Annotated in this window: 10 protein-coding genes; all 10 read right to left on the bottom strand. The window is 68.2% G+C overall.

What is annotated here, in order from left to right:
• Positions 1–4: 4 nt before the first annotated feature.
• Entirely contained in the window at positions 5–1,963 is a 1,959-nt protein-coding gene (locus ACZ5AC_RS07460; RefSeq protein ID WP_464250319.1) for an OPT family oligopeptide transporter, read from the bottom strand.
• Between the two features lie 7 nt (positions 1,964–1,970).
• A complete protein-coding gene (locus ACZ5AC_RS07455) occupies positions 1,971–3,941 on the bottom strand; it encodes a DUF6785 family protein (protein ID WP_464250318.1) in 1,971 nt (656 codons plus the stop codon).
• Positions 3,938–8,686 (bottom strand): FtsX-like permease family protein, encoded by a 4,749-nt coding sequence (locus ACZ5AC_RS07450; RefSeq protein WP_464250317.1) that lies wholly within the window; start codon positions 8,684–8,686, stop codon positions 3,938–3,940. Before ACZ5AC_RS07450 ends, ACZ5AC_RS07455 begins: the two co-directional genes overlap by 4 nt.
• A complete protein-coding gene (locus tag ACZ5AC_RS07445; protein ID WP_464250316.1) occupies positions 8,673–9,416 on the bottom strand; it encodes an ABC transporter ATP-binding protein in 744 nt (247 codons plus the stop codon). Before ACZ5AC_RS07445 ends, ACZ5AC_RS07450 begins: the two co-directional genes overlap by 14 nt.
• Complete coding sequence (locus ACZ5AC_RS07440; RefSeq protein ID WP_464250315.1) at positions 9,416–10,102, bottom strand: ABC transporter permease; 687 nt, start codon at positions 10,100–10,102, stop codon at positions 9,416–9,418. Before ACZ5AC_RS07440 ends, ACZ5AC_RS07445 begins: the two co-directional genes overlap by 1 nt.
• Before the next feature lie 153 nt (positions 10,103–10,255).
• Complete coding sequence (locus ACZ5AC_RS07435) at positions 10,256–11,422, bottom strand: glycosyltransferase family protein (protein ID WP_464250314.1); 1,167 nt, start codon at positions 11,420–11,422, stop codon at positions 10,256–10,258.
• Positions 11,419–12,009, bottom strand: a complete 591-nt coding sequence (locus tag ACZ5AC_RS07430; protein WP_464250313.1) for a histidine phosphatase family protein — start codon at positions 12,007–12,009, stop codon at positions 11,419–11,421. The genes ACZ5AC_RS07435 and ACZ5AC_RS07430 overlap by 4 nt, the downstream gene beginning before the upstream one ends.
• Entirely contained in the window at positions 12,006–13,127 is a 1,122-nt protein-coding gene (locus tag ACZ5AC_RS07425) for a glycosyltransferase family 4 protein (protein ID WP_464250312.1), read from the bottom strand. The genes ACZ5AC_RS07430 and ACZ5AC_RS07425 overlap by 4 nt, the downstream gene beginning before the upstream one ends.
• Positions 13,128–13,129: 2 nt before the next feature.
• The gene (locus ACZ5AC_RS07420) at positions 13,130–14,368 is read right to left on the bottom strand and encodes a glycosyltransferase family 4 protein (RefSeq protein WP_464250311.1); all 1,239 of its coding nucleotides are present in this window, start codon (positions 14,366–14,368) and stop codon (positions 13,130–13,132) included.
• The gene (locus ACZ5AC_RS07415; RefSeq protein ID WP_464250310.1) at positions 14,365–15,543 is read right to left on the bottom strand and encodes a glycosyltransferase family protein; all 1,179 of its coding nucleotides are present in this window, start codon (positions 15,541–15,543) and stop codon (positions 14,365–14,367) included. Before ACZ5AC_RS07415 ends, ACZ5AC_RS07420 begins: the two co-directional genes overlap by 4 nt.
• Positions 15,544–15,580 lie beyond the last annotated feature (37 nt).

The following is a 15,580-nucleotide window of genomic DNA, read 5'->3' as shown; positions in this document are numbered from 1 at the left end:
CGCCTCAATACGGTAGCCTGTTCAATGACTTGAGGATGAGCGTACAGCCCATGGCGAACATGCCCGACAGACCCATGCCGCAGGAGAACCCCGCCAGCAGGACCGGGGCGTACTGACGCCAGCGCGTCCCGAACTTCTTCAGGAAATAGTACCGCCCGAGCAGGGCGCCCGCCAGTTCCAGGATCAGACCGTGGGGCGTCGACTGCCCCAGTCCCCGCACCACGCCGTAGACGAGCAGCACCGGAAGGCCGATGAAGCTCAGCACGGCGTAGGCCAGCACGCCGAAGAACACCCCGCACGAGACATAGACCGAATTCAGGGCCTGGAAGAAGAGCGAGTTGCCCTCCAGGGTGGCCGTCTGCATGAGCAGCGTGTTCAGGGCCTGCAGGTGCCACAGCTCCTGGGCGTAGGGGTAGCTGGCCGAGGGGATGGGCGCCAGCCGCCACAGGAACTGCGAGAAGAGCAGGGAGGCGATGAGCACGATGGGCAGGGTCACGAACTCGGCCTTGATGATGCCCCGCAGGCTCGTGCCCGTCAGCTCGATCTGGCGGAAGCCCACCGTGGCCTCGCCGTAATTGTGCATGGGGATGGGCGCGTACCAGATCTCGATGCCGTGGTAGCCGAAGTACTTGGCCCCGGCGATGAAGCTGGCCTCGCGCACCAGGGGCAGGCTCACGTACTGGCCGGCGATGCCCTCCATGCGCGCCGTGATGTAGGAGATGAAGGGCGTGTAGATGAACCCGTAGAGCAGGAAGAATATCCACGGGAAGCTCGGCACCAGCCAGACGCAGAAGGCCACGTAGGACAGGGTCGAGAAGACGTAGATCCCGAGCGACAGCCAGATGGAGATGTCGCCGCGCCCCGGGGGCGGGGAGAAGAGGGCCGCGAAGTTGAGCCGCTCCCCGGTCTGCCGCCGGAACGACCTGGCCACCTGCCAGAAGCCGATGAGGCCGATGGCCAGGCCCAGGCCGATGCCGAAGCTCATGTAGAAGTCGAAGCTGTTGGAGAAGACCGTGTCCACGGTGCCCATGCCCGGGTGCCAGCGGTGCAGGATGCCCGATGAGTACAGGATGGGGTTGGCCACGATGGTGATGATGAGCCCCACGAAGCCGCCGATGACGGCCCAGAAGGGCAGGACCATGCCGATGAAGATCAGGCCCAGGTCCAGCTGGATGCCCGTGGCCACGGCGGGCAGGAAGCCCTCGGTGTTGCGCGTCAGGTCCAGCCAGGGGATGGGGATGAGGCGGATGGGCTCCGTGAAAAAGAGGCCCGACAGGGCCGGCAGCAGCACGTAGAAGAAACCGAAGGCCAGCCCGATCATGGCGCCGATGGAGAAGACGCGCCACTTCCAGCTGTCCTTGCGGTCCTCGGTGGACTCGGCCAGGGCCATGGTGCCCAGGGCGGCCACGGGAGCCATGGGGAAGGGCAGTTTCTCGACGTCGGACGTCAACCGGTACAGGGCGTAGCCCAGGCCGAACTGGTCCACGCGCTGGATGATCAGCGCCCCGCACATGAGCAGCACGGGCACGAACCAGTCCCGGTGCAGGAAGGTCCGCTCCGCGTAGGAGGCCGAATCCAGGGCCGGCGCCACCCAGGCCGGTATGTACTCCGTCAGCCCGAGCATCTGGGCCGCGTCGGACTGGATGAGGTACTGGTTCCAGAGCAGGCCCTGGAAGGGCGAGGCCAGGGCCGCCCCGGCCATGTAGTAGAGCAGGAAGATCTCCTGCTGCCTGAGTTCCGAGTAGGAGCGCTTGGCGACCTCTGCGAAGAGGATGATGGTCACCCAGCGCGCCGCCGGGCCGATGCCCGTGCCGAGCACCAGCTGCAGGTACATGGACCCCGGCATCATCAGAAAGCCGATGAAGATGGCCCCGACGACGGTCTTCCAGTCGAAGCCTTCCTCGAAATGGCTCGGGGGCTTCAGCAGGTCCCGGTATTCCTTGAGTTCGCGGTCGTCGTACATGGCCTTCTCAGGATGGCAGAACCAGGTAGCTGATTCCGGTTTTGTGGCTGATCATGGCCCAGAAGGCGCCCATGCAGAAGTCGCCGATGATCAGCCCGATGAAGATGAGCCGCACGCGTCGGTAGAGGAAGGTCCCCCCGTAGCGCAGGCAGAGCGTGTTGCAGGCCCAGCCTACCAGGAAGCTGAACCACAGGATGCGCATGGAGGAGCTGAAGGCCAGCATGTACCCGATGGGGTGGATGGGCCACCACGGGAAGAGGTAGTAGCACAGGACCAGCGCGAGCATCACCACCGCCCCGACGAGGATGAAGGACAGGATCCAGTTGTCGGGGGTGTGGGCGGCCTCCAGCAGGCGGCGGGAGTTGGCGTACACGTTTTGCGTCGTGCGGGTCGCCCAGTCCATGTCCAGTTCCTGGATGCCGTGGCGGTGGCAGATGTAGAGCATGCCCAGGAAGGATGCCGCCACTGCCAGGACGAGGGCCGCGGCGATGGCCAGGCCCATGAGTCGGCGCCGCCGCATGGTCTCGGAGATTTTGCCGGCGTGCACGAGGGAAGGCAGCAGGGACTCGCGTACGTCCACGAAAAGCATCTTCTGTAGGCTCATGCCGAGCACCAGGCCCACGGTCCCGAAGGGCTTCGAGCCGAAAAGGGACAGGGCCGCGTCCGACGGGGCCGTGTTCAGGGACGCGTAGGGGATGCCGCCCTGACAGACGAGTTTGGCCACCACGAGCATGACCGTGAAGAAGGCGGCGTAGAGCATGATCGAGGCCGAAAGGCCCATGCCCCAGAACGCCGACCAGGCGCACAGGGCGGCCATCCCGGCCACGGCCCCCAGCATGGACGCCCGCGGCGAGAGCCACCCGGCGCCGCCCGTCTCGGGGTCGGGCCGCAGGCACTGCCTGGCCGTGTCCAGCAGAAACTCGCGGGCCAGCCAGATCATGAAGCAGAAGAAGACGATGGAGGCGCCGATGACCTGGGTCTCCTCGGGGCGGGAGATTACTGGGCCGAAGAGGGTGCCCAGGGCCGAATCCGGGATCTGCACCCCGCTGGCCTGCAGGATTCCGGTCAGGAGCCCGGCCAGGAGGAAGAACAGCCAGAAACTCAACGACACCTGGCGTGTGGCGATGAAGGCGAAGCCGATGAAGGCCGGGTAGATGAAGATCTTGAGCTTCTGGAAGCCCGAGAGGAACCCTGTGGCCGGGAAATAGGACCCGGCCAGAAGTTCCGTGGGCAGCGCGGGGACCGTCGGGAAATGGGCCGCCAGTCCCCCCAGGGTGTGGATGAAGACGGGCACGCACAGGCCGCAGAGCAGGAACGGGTCCCCCAGGAAGGAGAAGAGGCGCTGCTGGTCGTAGGCTTCGGCCAGGAGCTTCGGCATCTGCAGCAGGGGGAAGTTGATGCGCTCGTTGACCACCCACTGCGTCGTGAACAGGCTCGCCAGGCAGAAGAGCGTGGCGTAGGCCAGGAGGATGAAGACGCTCCAGGCTCCCAGGACGGGCAGCCAGAAGGACCACGGGATGCGCTCCAGGGTCTGCATGACCGAAAGCCCGGCCTTGTCCGGCAGGCCGCCGTACAGGGCTTCGAGGGCGGTGGCGTTGCGGGGGTAGAGGGCCTCGGGCAGCAGCGGCAGGAGGTCGGCCCAGTTGTTGGACGCGTCGGCGAAATGCGCCGGGGCCGTGATGTTGATGAAGAAGGTCCGCGCCAGGCCGGTGAAGCCGATGCCCGAAACCACGACCATCAGCGCCCAGGCTGCGAGCAGCTCCATGCCGGTCAGAAGCGGTGCGCGCCGCGTGACCTTGGCCAGCAGGGACAGGATCACGGCCGAGGCGAAGAAGGCGAAAAAGGCCGCCAGGGGGAAATGCCCGCCGGCCAGGGGCGTGGCGCGCAGGTAGCTGTTGGCGAAAGGCGTCACCGCGCAGAAGGCCACGCCGAGGGTCAGGCCGCTCAAGAAGGCCCGCGGGCGGATGGTGTGCGTCATGAGGCGGCTCCCTTGCGGTTCATGCGTTCCTGCATGAAGAGTTCGAATTTTTCCTTCTCGGGGGCGTCGAGGGAACGCCAGATGAGGAGCTGCTTGCGCAGGTCGTTGAGGAATGTCCTGCACAGGCGCAGCCAGGCGTTCTTCTCGCCGGCCTCGCGGGTCAGGGTGATGCGCACCTCCAGGAACCCCGGGTAGTCCGGCGAGGGACAGGAGATGATGGACGCGCGCTGGCGGATGCCGAAATCGAAGGGCGCGAGCCAGGCCCTGAAGGAGATGTCGAAGCATTCCGGGTGCTCGTCGGCCGTCATGCCGATGGGGCAGGCGTACTCCACTTCGAGGTCCGCGGTGGAGAAGAGGCCGTGGGAGATGTCCGCGTGGGCCAGGTAGTACTCGGCCAGGAACCCGCCGGCGCACTCCTGTTCGTGGATCTTGATCAGGAAGGGCAGCGTCACCACCAGGGTCGACCCTTCCGGGGCGGGCAGCTTCCAGGTCCGGGTCACGTCGGGGATGGCGATGTGCGCGGCCACCCGCGAGGGGTAGATGACCGAGAGCAGGACGACGGCCATGACCGTGAGCATGGCCCCGACCCCGGCCAGGGACGAATAGTTGGCCGTCATCCCCGCCCAGATGGGCGTCCCGGCCAGGAAATGCGCCGCCACCTGCGCCGCCAGGTAGCCGGTGACCGCGCTGATGACCCCGAAGGCCAGGGCCTCGGCGATGAAGAGGGACGACACGTGGGGCGGGGCCAGGCCGACGGATGTGTAGACCGCGATCTCGCGCTTCCGTTCGACCACGCTGCCGACCATGGTGTTCAGCACGATGAGGATGGCGATGACCGAGGGGATCAGCACGTTGCCCATGCCGCCGTACGACAGGCTGCTGGAGGAATAGTGCAGCCATGTGCTCCCCTTCCCCTGTCCTTCCCCGTGAAAGAGGAGCAGCTGGTAGCGGTCGGCCATCCGGGCCGAGAGGTTGCCGTGGTGCAGGGCGGCCGCCGGGGCCATGGCCAGGCTCTTCAGCGTGCCGCCGGCCTGCAGCAGGGTCCCGGCCGGGATGATGACCGTCCGTTCTCCCCCCACATGCTGATAGCGGCTGGACATGGTGGCCACGTCCTGTCCCGATTCGGCGGCCTCGGCTTCGGCTTCGCTCAGCTCCGACGAGGTCTCGTTGGGGTAGACAACGGGGGTCAGGGGCTCGCCGTCCAGATCCAGGGCCTGGTCGTGGCTTCTGCCGTCGAAGACGCCCTTCACGGTGAAGGGTATGCCCCAGATGGTCACCTCCGGCCCGCCCTCCAGATCCTCGATGCCCAGGTCACGGGCCATGTTTTCGGGCAGCAGGACCTGGCGTCCCCCGGCGGCGTCGAGCCAGCCGCCCCTGATCATCACCGTGCGCCCGGCGGCCAGTTCCGCCTCCTCGGGGTCCAGGCCGACCATGGCGTCGGCCACGGTTTCGCGGTCCCCGAAACGGATGGGGATGGCCGGCGGCCGCGTCCGGTCCTGGGTCTCCCACCAGACGCGGCGCGCCATGGCCGGCTGCCCGGTCATGGCTGCGATCTCCCGGTCCAGCTCGCCCGGCAGCGATCTCCATTCCAGGGCCTTGAGCATGACGCCCTGGTACGGCGAGGCCGGGCTGAACCGGACCGCGCCCTGATCCAGGGAGTGGCGCACGGTGGTGAAGTTGAGCAGCGTGTAGGTCAGGATGATCAGGGTCGCGCAGGTCAGGCCAGTACGCACCTTGCGCCGGCGCAGGTTGGTCACGCCGATGGAGAAGGCGGCCACGAAGGCCTTCCACAGGGAGATGGCCTGGTCGCGCGAGACCATGGCCCTGCGCTGCAGGTTTTTCATCTCCTGCTCGAAGCGCGTGAAGAGGATGAGGGAGACAAGCAGGGAGAGCCCCAGGATGAAGAAGGCCAGGACAACCACAAGGGGGCTGTAGGTCAGTTCGAAGGCCGGGTGCACGGAGTAGATGATGCCGATGACCACGGCCAGCAGCCCCAGGAAGGCGCCGATTCGCTTGTGGATGGAGACGTGGGCGAAGAGCAGGCGCTCCAGGCAGTAGGCGAAGGGCACGAAAAGGGCGATGTAGAAGAGCACGCCGCCCAGCACGTCCTTCTGCGTCCGCTCCACGTCGTTGTAGACCCGCGAGATGAGGGACAGGCAGGAGCGGGCGTGTTGGTCCGACGCGCTGTGGGCGAGGTTCGCCTGCGCCTCCAGGGCCAGCCGCAGGTGCTCCTGGGCCTGCCCCAGGAGCTGGCGGATGCGCTGATTGACGATGGAGTGGCTCTCCAGGTTCTCGACGCGCGGGGTCACGAGGTTGACCATGTCGCGGGCCGCCTGGAGGGAGGTGTGTCGGACGGCCGGAGTGTCCGCTGCCGTGAAGCCGGTCCCGAGCATGTCTTCGGGTCCGTTGTTCAGCAGCAGGAGCTTGCGCTGCAGGACCGTGTCCGAAAGGGTGGCCTTGAAGGGCGTGTCCGGCTCCAGAAAGAGGCTGCACAGGGTTGACTGCCTGGTGTCGATGCGGCTGTACCAGTAGCGCAGGGGCTCGGTGTCCGTACGGGCGTCGATGAGGTTCAGGCGCGTCAGCGGGTTCAGGCTGCGCGCGTCGCGCAGCTGGAAGATGGTCGACTGGGCGCAGCCGAACATGATCAGGTCCGTCTCGGTCAGTCCGCGTCCGAGCTTGACGCGGTAGCGGTCCTTGCCGGTGGCCTCCTTGTCGATGGCCCAGGCGGCCGTGTTGGACCCCGGCTCGAAGCGGTAGCCCTCGACGATGGCCTTGCCGAAGGAGTGCTTCTTGTCGGCCAGGCCCGGCACGCGGAAGCGGCCCAGGCTGTCGACCCAGGCCAGGGAAAACTGCTGGTCCTGGTAGACCTGCAGCAGGGCGTTCTCGGCCTCCTGCTCGGCGAACAGCTCGCCCTGGCGCAGGAAGTTGGCCCGCCCGGCCAGGATGGAGAAGCCGTTGGCCCCCTTCTGCGAGGCTTCGGGCAGCGCGGCCCGGTCCAGTGCGCGGAGCATGCCCTCGACCAGGTCGGCCTGGACGCGGACACGCTCGGCGTCGACGTGTTCAAGGGTGTCGTAGGGCGTGCCCCAGGCAGGGCGCATGTCGTTCAGGGTGGCCAGGGTGAAGCCGGGCATGCCGGCCAGGGCCGTGACCTCGCCGCCCATGGGCGGCTGGTCGGGAAAGTTGTTGAACCACTGTTTGCGGCCGGCTCCACCCAGGAGGTCCCGGTAGGCCACGGCCCGGCCCGCGGCCCCCTCGTCGAGGACAGGCCGGATGTTGGCGTAGAGCTTGGCGCGGTTCACGGACGGGGTCAGGCGGAAGAGCCAGCCGTCGTCGACGCTGCCGACGGCGTTGCCGTGGGAGGACAGGTGCAGGGACACGGCCGCGGCCACGCGCCTGCCGTCGACGGCTTTGTTCAGCTTCAGGGCCGAGCGCAGGGCGGCCAGGCGGTCGTCGATGTCCGCGGCCAAGCGCCGGGCGTGCTCCAGGGCGGCGGGGACGAAGCCGCGCACCGCTTCCTGGGCCTGTGCGTCCAGCAGCGCGAAGGAGCCCTCCCAGCCTATGCGCCGGAGCAGGAGCTTGCGGGCGGCCAGTTCCTTGATGCGGGCGGCGTTGGCTTCCGCGTCCTTGCGCGCCAGGCGCAGGGCGATGTTGATGCGTTCGACCTCGTTGCGGATCTCCGTCTGGATGGCCGCCAGGACCAGGGCGTCCTCGGCGGGCGGGCCGCCGTGGAGCCGCCCCTGTTCCAGCAGGGCGGCCGTGGACCGGGCGTCGGCGCCGCGCGCCTCCATGCCCTCCAGCTCCGCGTCGATATCCTTTTTCTTGCCGGTCAGGGCCCACACGGACTCGCGCAGGCCGGCCAGCATGTTGCCGTGGCCCGACGTCGCCAGGAGCAGGGTCGTGCGCCGAGGGGGGGCGGCGGCGAAGCCGTCGGCCATGTGCAGCAGGGTGGCCAGGGACACGGCCTCGTCGGCGGCAGGGGCATGGCCAGGCACGTAGCGGCTGCCGTCGAGGAAGGCCTCGACCACGAGCAGCTCTCCGGCCGCTTTAGAATCCCGTCCCGGGATGAGGCACCAGACGTTGGAGCTCCGGCCCTTGGCCCATCGCGCACTGGCCTGCAGGCGCGCGACGCGGCCCGAGACGGCCGCCGGGGAGCCGAGCCCGGCCTCGAACTCTTCGGCCCGGACCCAGAACCGCGGGAAGTCCACGGGCGTGAGCTCCTCCTTGTCGCGGAAGCGCAGACGCGGCGCGGCCTCGCCCCCGCGGTCGAGATAGATCAGGGCGCGGGCCCCGAGGTTGGCGGCGTGCAGCCAGCCGCCCCCCGAGTCGAGGTACATGAGCACGATGCTGCCGGCCACGTCCTTGCCGTCGAAATCCTCGAGGCGCCCCTCGCCGACGAAAACGAGGCCGCCCTCGTGCCCGGCCTCCAGGCTCTCGGGGGCCAGGGCGTTGGCGAAGAGGGGACGCAGTGGGAGGCTTGCGCCGCCAACGGACAGGGAGGCGCCGTCGAAGACGCGTACGGGGGTGATGAAGTCCTGGCTGCCGACGGTGGCGTTCAGATGGTCCGGCAGCCCCTTGAAAACCTTCCGCACGTACTCGGCCGTGCGCTCCTCGCCCGCCGTGCCCAGGGAACGGTCCGGCACCGAGGCGATGGCCCGCAGGTGCTCTTCCACCCCGGCCAGGGCGGGCGTCCAGGCCATCGCGAGGCACAGGAGCAGCAGGGCGATGCCGGGGTTACGCGGACGCATGTCGCTCCTGGATGGTCCCGATGGAGATGTTCAGCTCGTCGCGGTTCTCGATCCTGTCGATGCGGCCGTCGCGGATCCAGACCACGCGGTCGGAGACGTTGAGCATCTTGAAGTCGTGGGTCGCGGAGATGATGGTCACGCCGCGCTCGCCGCTCATCTTCTGCAGCAGGGCGATGATCTCCTCGCCCGTGGAGGAGTCGAGGTTGCCCGTGGGCTCGTCGGCCAGGATGATGGCCGGGTCGTTGGCCAGGGCGCGGGCGATGGCCACGCGCTGCTGCTGTCCGCCCGAGAGTTCGGCCGGCTTGTGCAGGAATCGCTCGCCAAGGCCCACCAGGTCCAGCAGGGCGCGCCCCTTGTCCACGGCGTGGTCGTTCTGCATGCCGGCGAAGATCATGGGCAGGGTCACGTTCTCCAGGGCGCTCATGACCGGGATGAGGTTGAAGGTCTGGAAGATGTACCCGATCTTGCGGTTCCTGAGCCACGCCAGCTCGTAGGCGTCGAGCTGGGAGATGTCGACCTCGTCGATGAAGACGCGGCCGCTGGTGGGCTTGTCCAGGCCGCCGATCATGTTGAAGAGCGTGCTCTTGCCCGAGCCCGAGGGCCCCATGATGGACAGGTACTCCCCGGCCGCGACCTCCAGGTCCACGCCGCGCAGGACCTGCACGGGCATCTTGCCCAGGGTGAAGGTCTTGGTCACGCCGACCACACGGACGATGCTGTGCCTGTCCATCAGTGTTCTTCCCTCATGACGATGATCGGTTGCAGTTTGGCGGCGAGGATGGCCGGGTAGAGCACGCCCAGGAGCGAGAGCCCCACGCCCGTGGCCCAAGCCTTGCCCGCCTGGGCCAGCAGGGGAGCCAGGCTCAGTCCCGAGAAATCCAGGGCGGCGTAGTGCACCAGCGAGGCGGCCAGGGACGCGGCCAGACCCAGCAGCGCCCCGGCCCCGGAGCCGACGACGCCGACGATGAGGGCCTCCAGCAGGAACAGGCGCAGGATGATGCGGTCCAGGGCGCCCAGGCACTTCATGATGCCGATCTCGCGGAAGCGCTCGGTGACGGACATGAGCTGGGCGTTGACGATGCCCACGGTGCAGACCAGCAGGGACAGGGCGATGAGCCACAGCTCCTTGGCCCCGGCGGAAAGCCCGTGGCCGGCGGCGTCCACGGCGTATCCGGCCGAGGTCAGCAGCGGCAGCGCCGTCTCGCCGTGGAGGCGGAAGAGTTCGCGGGCCACGGCCGAGCCCGTCAGGGTGAACCCCAGGAAGGCGATGGCCAGGACCAGGCTGAAGGTGGTCACCATGGAGCGGAAAAAACGGATGCGCAGGCTGTTGACCGCCATGCTCAGGGATTTCCCCCATGGCAGAACGATCTGCCTGGAGATTTTCCCGCTGTCGGGACGGTCGGTCGCTACGCTCATATGCCCCCTGTGGTGTGGCTCCTGAAGCTGAAAGCAGTTGAGAACGATTCTCGTCTATTTTCGGTACTATCCGGAAACTGCCCCGAAAATCAAGGAAGAACGCAGCCGTCACGGAATCTCCTTCCACGGCGGCGGTCGGGAGGACGTCCCGCGTCAGCCCCTTGCGGCCGCCAGGCGGCGGATGATCTCCGCGCTCCCGCGGTCCCCGTCCAGGCGCAATGGACCGGAGGGCCTGCGCTCCTCGCGCAGGGAGCGCTCCATGATGGCCGCGAGGCGGGACGGCTCCAGGTCCTCGTCCCGCAGCAGGCCGACGTGGCCCAGGGCCGACAGGGCCTCCAGGCGCAGGCGCTGTTCGCGGTCGTGGCCGTAGGGGTGCATGAGCCCCCTGGCCCCGCAGGCCAGGAGGTTCATGGTCGTGTTGTAGCCGCCGCGGCTGACGGACAGGTCGCAGGCCAGGACATGGTCGGGGAATCGGGGGGTGAATTCGCGGACCGTGGCGTCGGGGTGGCTCAGGCTGCGCTCTTCGAGTCGGCGGCGCTCCTCCAGGGGGGCGTTGGGGCCCGTGAACATGAGGAGCTTGTGGGGCAGCCGGGGGGCGAGAAGGATGGACGCCTCCATGATGGGGTCCAGGAGGTCGCGGATGATGGTCCCGCTCCCGGCGCTGGCCAGGATGACGGTGCCCTCGGCGGGCAATCCCAGGGCCGAGCGGGCGGCGCCCCTGTCGGGCAGGGTTGGCCCCTCGGCCACGTAACCGGTGTACCAGACCGGGCAGGCGATGTCGGCCACCCGGGAGAAGGTCAGGTCCAGGCGCACGAGGTCGGGGTCCGAGTGCACCAGCACGCCGTCGAACCACGGGTTGAGCCAGCCGAGGGTCCGTTTCTCGAACTTGGCCTGGTCCTTCTTCTCCACGAGGATGTCGCGCAGGCTGCACAGGGTCACGGCCGGACGGGGGAGTTCGCGGTTGCAGCGCAGCAGCGGCAGGAGCTCGCGGGCGAAGACGCGGCGTCCGAAGGGGAACATCTCGATGAGCAGGACGTCGGGCCGCAGGGAGCGGAAGAGGTCCAGAAGCATGGCCTCGCGTTCCCGCCACGTGTCCTCGAGGTCGCGCTCCCGGTCCACGGCCAGAACGCTGCCGTAGCTCTCGTCCATGCGGATGGCCGGCATGGCGTGGTGGCGCACGTTGTCCGGCATGGGGATGGGCACCTCCGCTCCGCCGGTGACGAGGTCCACCGTCAGCGGCGCCAGGGCGCGGTCGATGGCCATGCTGCGGAACAGATGCCCGATGCCGAACACGTATTGCGTGTAGTGCAGGATCTTCACGGAAGCCTCACGTTGGTCTGGAGGATGCGCAGGCCAGTCCCGTCGGCGGCCAGCAGGTGCAGGGCCCGCTTGGCGACTGCGGCCGAGGCGCCCGGCAGGAAGGGTGAGCCGAGGAGGTGGTTGAGGACGATCTTGATGACGCCGAGATGCGTGACCAGAAGTATTCGTTCGCCGTCGCGACCCCGAACGGCCCCGGCGATGGCCGCCAGAACCCGGTCCAGGACCTCGCGCCGGTTCTCGCCGCCCGGCGGGGTGAAATCCCAGGCCCGGTCCTCCTGGGCCTCGATGCGGCCCGGGAAGTCCCGGCGAAGCCCCGCGACCGTCATTCCCGTCCATTCCCCCCAGTCCTGCTCCATGAGGCCCGCGGCGATTTCGAGCTCGCGGCCGGGAAAAAGCAGTCCGGCCGTCTCCCGCGCCCGGGACAGGGGGCTGGTCACGACGCGGTCCCACGGGCCGTGGGCGTCCAGCGCCTGCAGCCAGGGCGTCGGGTCGAAGGCCGGGTCCAGGGGGATGTCCGTCGTGCCCTGGATGCGTTTCTCCCTGTTCCAGGCCGTGGGGCCGTGGCGCAGCAGGCCGACGACGTTCACGGCCGCCTCCGGGCGCAGACGTCTTCCATGACCGCGAACATGCCGCGGTAGTTGGCGGTGATGTCGTGCACGCGCAGGACGCGCTCCCGGGCCTGGCGGCCCAGGCGTTCGCGCAGCCCCGCGTCGCGCAGCAGCGTGCCCACTGCCGCCGAAAAGGCGTCCGGCGAGAAGGGCGGGACGATGATACCGGCCTCGCCGTCGGCCACGACCTCGGGCGCGCCGTCGTGGCTCGTGGCCACGGCGGGCAGGCCGCAGCACTGGGCCTCCAGGTAGACCATGCCCAGGGCCTCGCCGATGCCGGGGAAGGCGAAAAGGTCGCCGGCCTGGTACCAGGCGTGCATGTCCGCGGGCGCGACGCGGCCGGCGAAGGTGCACGCGCCGGGCAGGGCCGTGCGGGCATGCTCCTCCAGCCGCGCCCGGGCCGCCCCGTCGCCCAGGACCAGGAGGTGCAGGTCGGGAAATTCGGCCGTCAGCGCACGGCAGGCGTCGATGACGAAGGCGATGCCCTCCTCCTTGACGCCGGGGCGCATCATGGCCGCCGTGACCACCACGCGCTTCTGCAGAAGTCCGAGCTTCGCGCGCAGCTCCGCTCCCCGTTCCGGGGCCAGGGGGAAGTTGGCGGTGCGGATGCCGGGCCGGATGTAGGAGATGCGCTCGGGCGCGAGCAGGCGGCCCAGGTTCTCCACGTCGCGCAGCTTGTTGACGAAGACCGTGTCGGCCCGCTCCAGGGCCATGCGGTTCAGGTGGAACCCGGCCCAGGTCTTCAGGCGCTTGCGGTACTTGGTGGCGTAGGAGCCGGCCAGGATGAAGTAGGGCAGGCGGTTGCGCCGGGCGATGAACGGCCCGAAGGGGTCGGGCCCGCGGTAGTACGTATGGTAGGTGAACCAGCAGTCGGGTTTCCGGCTGCGGACCTCCCGGTCGGCCCGCCAGGCGTCCAGCAGGGACCCCGGCCACTCCGAAGGCCGCAGGAAGATCCACTCCGTGGTCCGGGACAGGGGCACGAAGACCTCGTGCCCCTCGGCCTCCATGGCCGCCCGCACGTCGCGGGCGATGGACACCAGGCCCGAGGAGCGGGGGTGGTCCAGGGAGCGGAAGGTCGGGTAGTAGGCGATGCGCATGGCTAGAGGTGCGTCAGGTCGCGATAGAGGGCCACGAGCTCGCGGATCAGCTTCCTGTTGTCGAAAACGTCGGTCACGCGCTGCCTGGCCGCAGGGATGACACGCTGGCGCAGCGGGAGGTCCGTGACGATGCGCTTCAGGGCGTCGGCCAGTTCCCGCGGGTTCGCGGCGTCGACCAGCAGGCCCGTTTCCTCGTGGTCGACCAGTTCCGGGATGCCCGAGACCCGCGTGCCGATGACGGGCACGCCCAGGGCCATGCTCTCGGCGATGACGTTGGGGATGCCGTCGCGGTCGCCGCTGGCCGCCACCTTGCAGCCCAGGACGAAGCAGTCGGCGTGCTGGAAGCGCTCCAGCACCTGCTCGTGGGTCATGGTCCCGGCCAGTTCGACATGATTCTCCAGGCCGAGTTCGCGCACCCTTCCCCTGACCGCTTCCTTGTCGTCGCCGCTGCCGATGAGCACGTAGCGGAAGGGAAAGCCTTCGCGCGCCAGCACGGCCAGGGCGGCGAGGATGTCCGGGATGCCCTTCTTCTCGACGATGCGGGCGATGGTCAGGAAGGTGTAGGGCGGCTTCGGGGTGTGCTCGACGGCGTGGGCGAAGAACAGCTCCAGGTCGATGCCGTGGTAGACGCAGTGGATCTCGTGGCGCCCCCCGACCAGGTTTTCCAGGAAGGCCTTGTTGTACTTCGTGCAGGTCACCACGAAGCGGGCCTTGTCGATCTTCTCGGCCAGCTGCACGGCGTCGGAGGTGTAGATGTCCTTGGCGTGGGCCGTGAAGCTGAAGGGCACGCCGCAGATCTCCGAGGCGAACATGGCCACGGACGTCGGGCTGTGGGCGAAGTGCGCGTGCAGGTGCGCCATGTTCAGGTCCCGGGCGTGGTGCACCAGGTAGGCGGCCTGAAAGAAGTGCTTGAAGGTCAGGAAGTTGCGGTTGCGCAGGAAGCGCCTGCAGGCCAGGGCGAAGCTGCGGGCGTACCCGCCGGGGTGGAGGATGGCCGCGCTCAGGTTGGGCCACAGGAAGCGGTGCAGGTTGGCCCAGAATTCCGAGGGCAGGTAGGTCACCCGCGCCTTGATGGCCTGCACGGACTTGTGGGTGAAGTTTTCGCGGGGGGCCCGCATGGAGAAGATGTGGACCGTCAGCCCTTCCTCCTCCAGCAGGCGGATCTCGTTGGAGATGAAGGTCTCGGAAATGCGGGGATACCCTTTGAGGACCATGCCCATGACGGGCTTTGCTGTGTTCATGCCTGGTCTCCGAAGCTCTGAATGCGCGATTTGATGGTGTCGAAGGCGGTCATGGGGAAGGAGGCGAGGGCCGCTTCGTAGACGGGGCCGTCGCGCAGGAGTTTGAGGATGCATTCGAGCATGGGCGCCGGTTCCACGGTTTCCCAGGGGATGAATTCCAGGAGCCCCCTGGCGGCGAAGAGGCGGGCCCGGATGATCTGCTCCTCGCGGGGCACGCTGCGCGGGATGATCAGGGACGGCCGCGCCGCCCCGACGATCTCGCACATGGTGTTGTAGCCGCCCATGGAGACGACGCAGTCGGCCGCCAGGATGGCCTTCTCCATCTTGCGGTAGAACTTGCAGATGCGCACCTTCAGCCTGCGCGCCCTGGCCGCCAGTTCGTCGTAGGCGTCCTCGGCCAGCATGGGGCCGGTCACGATCATGGATTTGAGCTTCGGGTGGGGCAGGGTTTCGAGCATCGTCAGGTACGTGTCCACGACCTTCCGCCCGTCGCCGCCCCCGCCCGCGGTGACGAGCACGAAGGTGTCGTCCGGGGCGACGCTCATGGACCTGCGGATGCGGGGCCGGTGCTGGGCGCGGGGTATCTGCCGGGGGATGTAGCCCGTGAAGTGCATCTTGGCGGCGATGTTGTCGGGAATCTCGTACTCGCGGATCGGATCGTAGATGTCGCGGCTGCCGTAGACCCAGATCTCGGAGTAGAGCCTGTCCAGGACTTCGTAGATGCGCTTCTCCCGCCACTCGGCGACGGTGCTCGCGGCGCTGTCCATGATGTCCCGCAGGCCCAGGACCACCCGGGTTTCGGGCCGTTCCCGGCGCAGCCATTCCAGGGTGGGCACGACCTCGCGCCTCAGGCCCAGAGGAGCCTTGTCGACCAGGAAGAGCGCGGGTTCGAACCTGCGGGCCGTGGCCAGAATGATGTCCTGGCGGATGCCCAGGGCCATGGCCGGTTCGACCTTGATGGAGTGGGGCACGTAGAGGTCGTTGGTCTGCTTGATCATGCCGGGCACGCGGATGAAATCGATGCCCTGCGGGAAGTCGAAGCGGCCGGCGATGGGCGAGCCCGTGATGATGACGACGTTGTGCTCCCCGGCGTCCCGGATGTTCCGGGCCAGCGCCATGGAGCGGCGGATGTGCCCCAGGCCGTAGGTGTCGTGGGAGTACATGAGGATGTTCATGGGGATCCTGGATGTTGAGGCTGCAGTGAAATGAGCC

It is taken from the genome of Desulfomicrobium aestuarii, from assembly GCF_055385525.1.
The sequence above is the reverse complement of the archived record's forward strand: the minus strand, read 5'-3'. Positions and strand labels throughout refer to the sequence as shown.

Coding starts and splice junctions, on each gene's coding strand:
- ACZ5AC_RS07440 (WP_464250315.1), bottom strand. CDS start 10,102: ATGAGCGTAGCGACCGACCGTCCCGACAGCGGGAAAATCTCCAGGCAG.
- ACZ5AC_RS07450 (WP_464250317.1), bottom strand. CDS start 8,686: ATGCGTCCGCGTAACCCCGGCATCGCCCTGCTGCTCCTGTGCCTCGCG.
- ACZ5AC_RS07425 (WP_464250312.1), bottom strand. CDS start 13,127: ATGCGCATCGCCTACTACCCGACCTTCCGCTCCCTGGACCACCCCCGC.
- ACZ5AC_RS07445 (WP_464250316.1), bottom strand. CDS start 9,416: ATGGACAGGCACAGCATCGTCCGTGTGGTCGGCGTGACCAAGACCTTC.
- ACZ5AC_RS07455 (WP_464250318.1), bottom strand. CDS start 3,941: ATGACGCACACCATCCGCCCGCGGGCCTTCTTGAGCGGCCTGACCCTC.
- ACZ5AC_RS07420 (WP_464250311.1), bottom strand. CDS start 14,368: ATGAACACAGCAAAGCCCGTCATGGGCATGGTCCTCAAAGGGTATCCC.
- ACZ5AC_RS07415 (WP_464250310.1), bottom strand. CDS start 15,543: ATGAACATCCTCATGTACTCCCACGACACCTACGGCCTGGGGCACATC.
- ACZ5AC_RS07460 (WP_464250319.1), bottom strand. CDS start 1,963: ATGTACGACGACCGCGAACTCAAGGAATACCGGGACCTGCTGAAGCCC.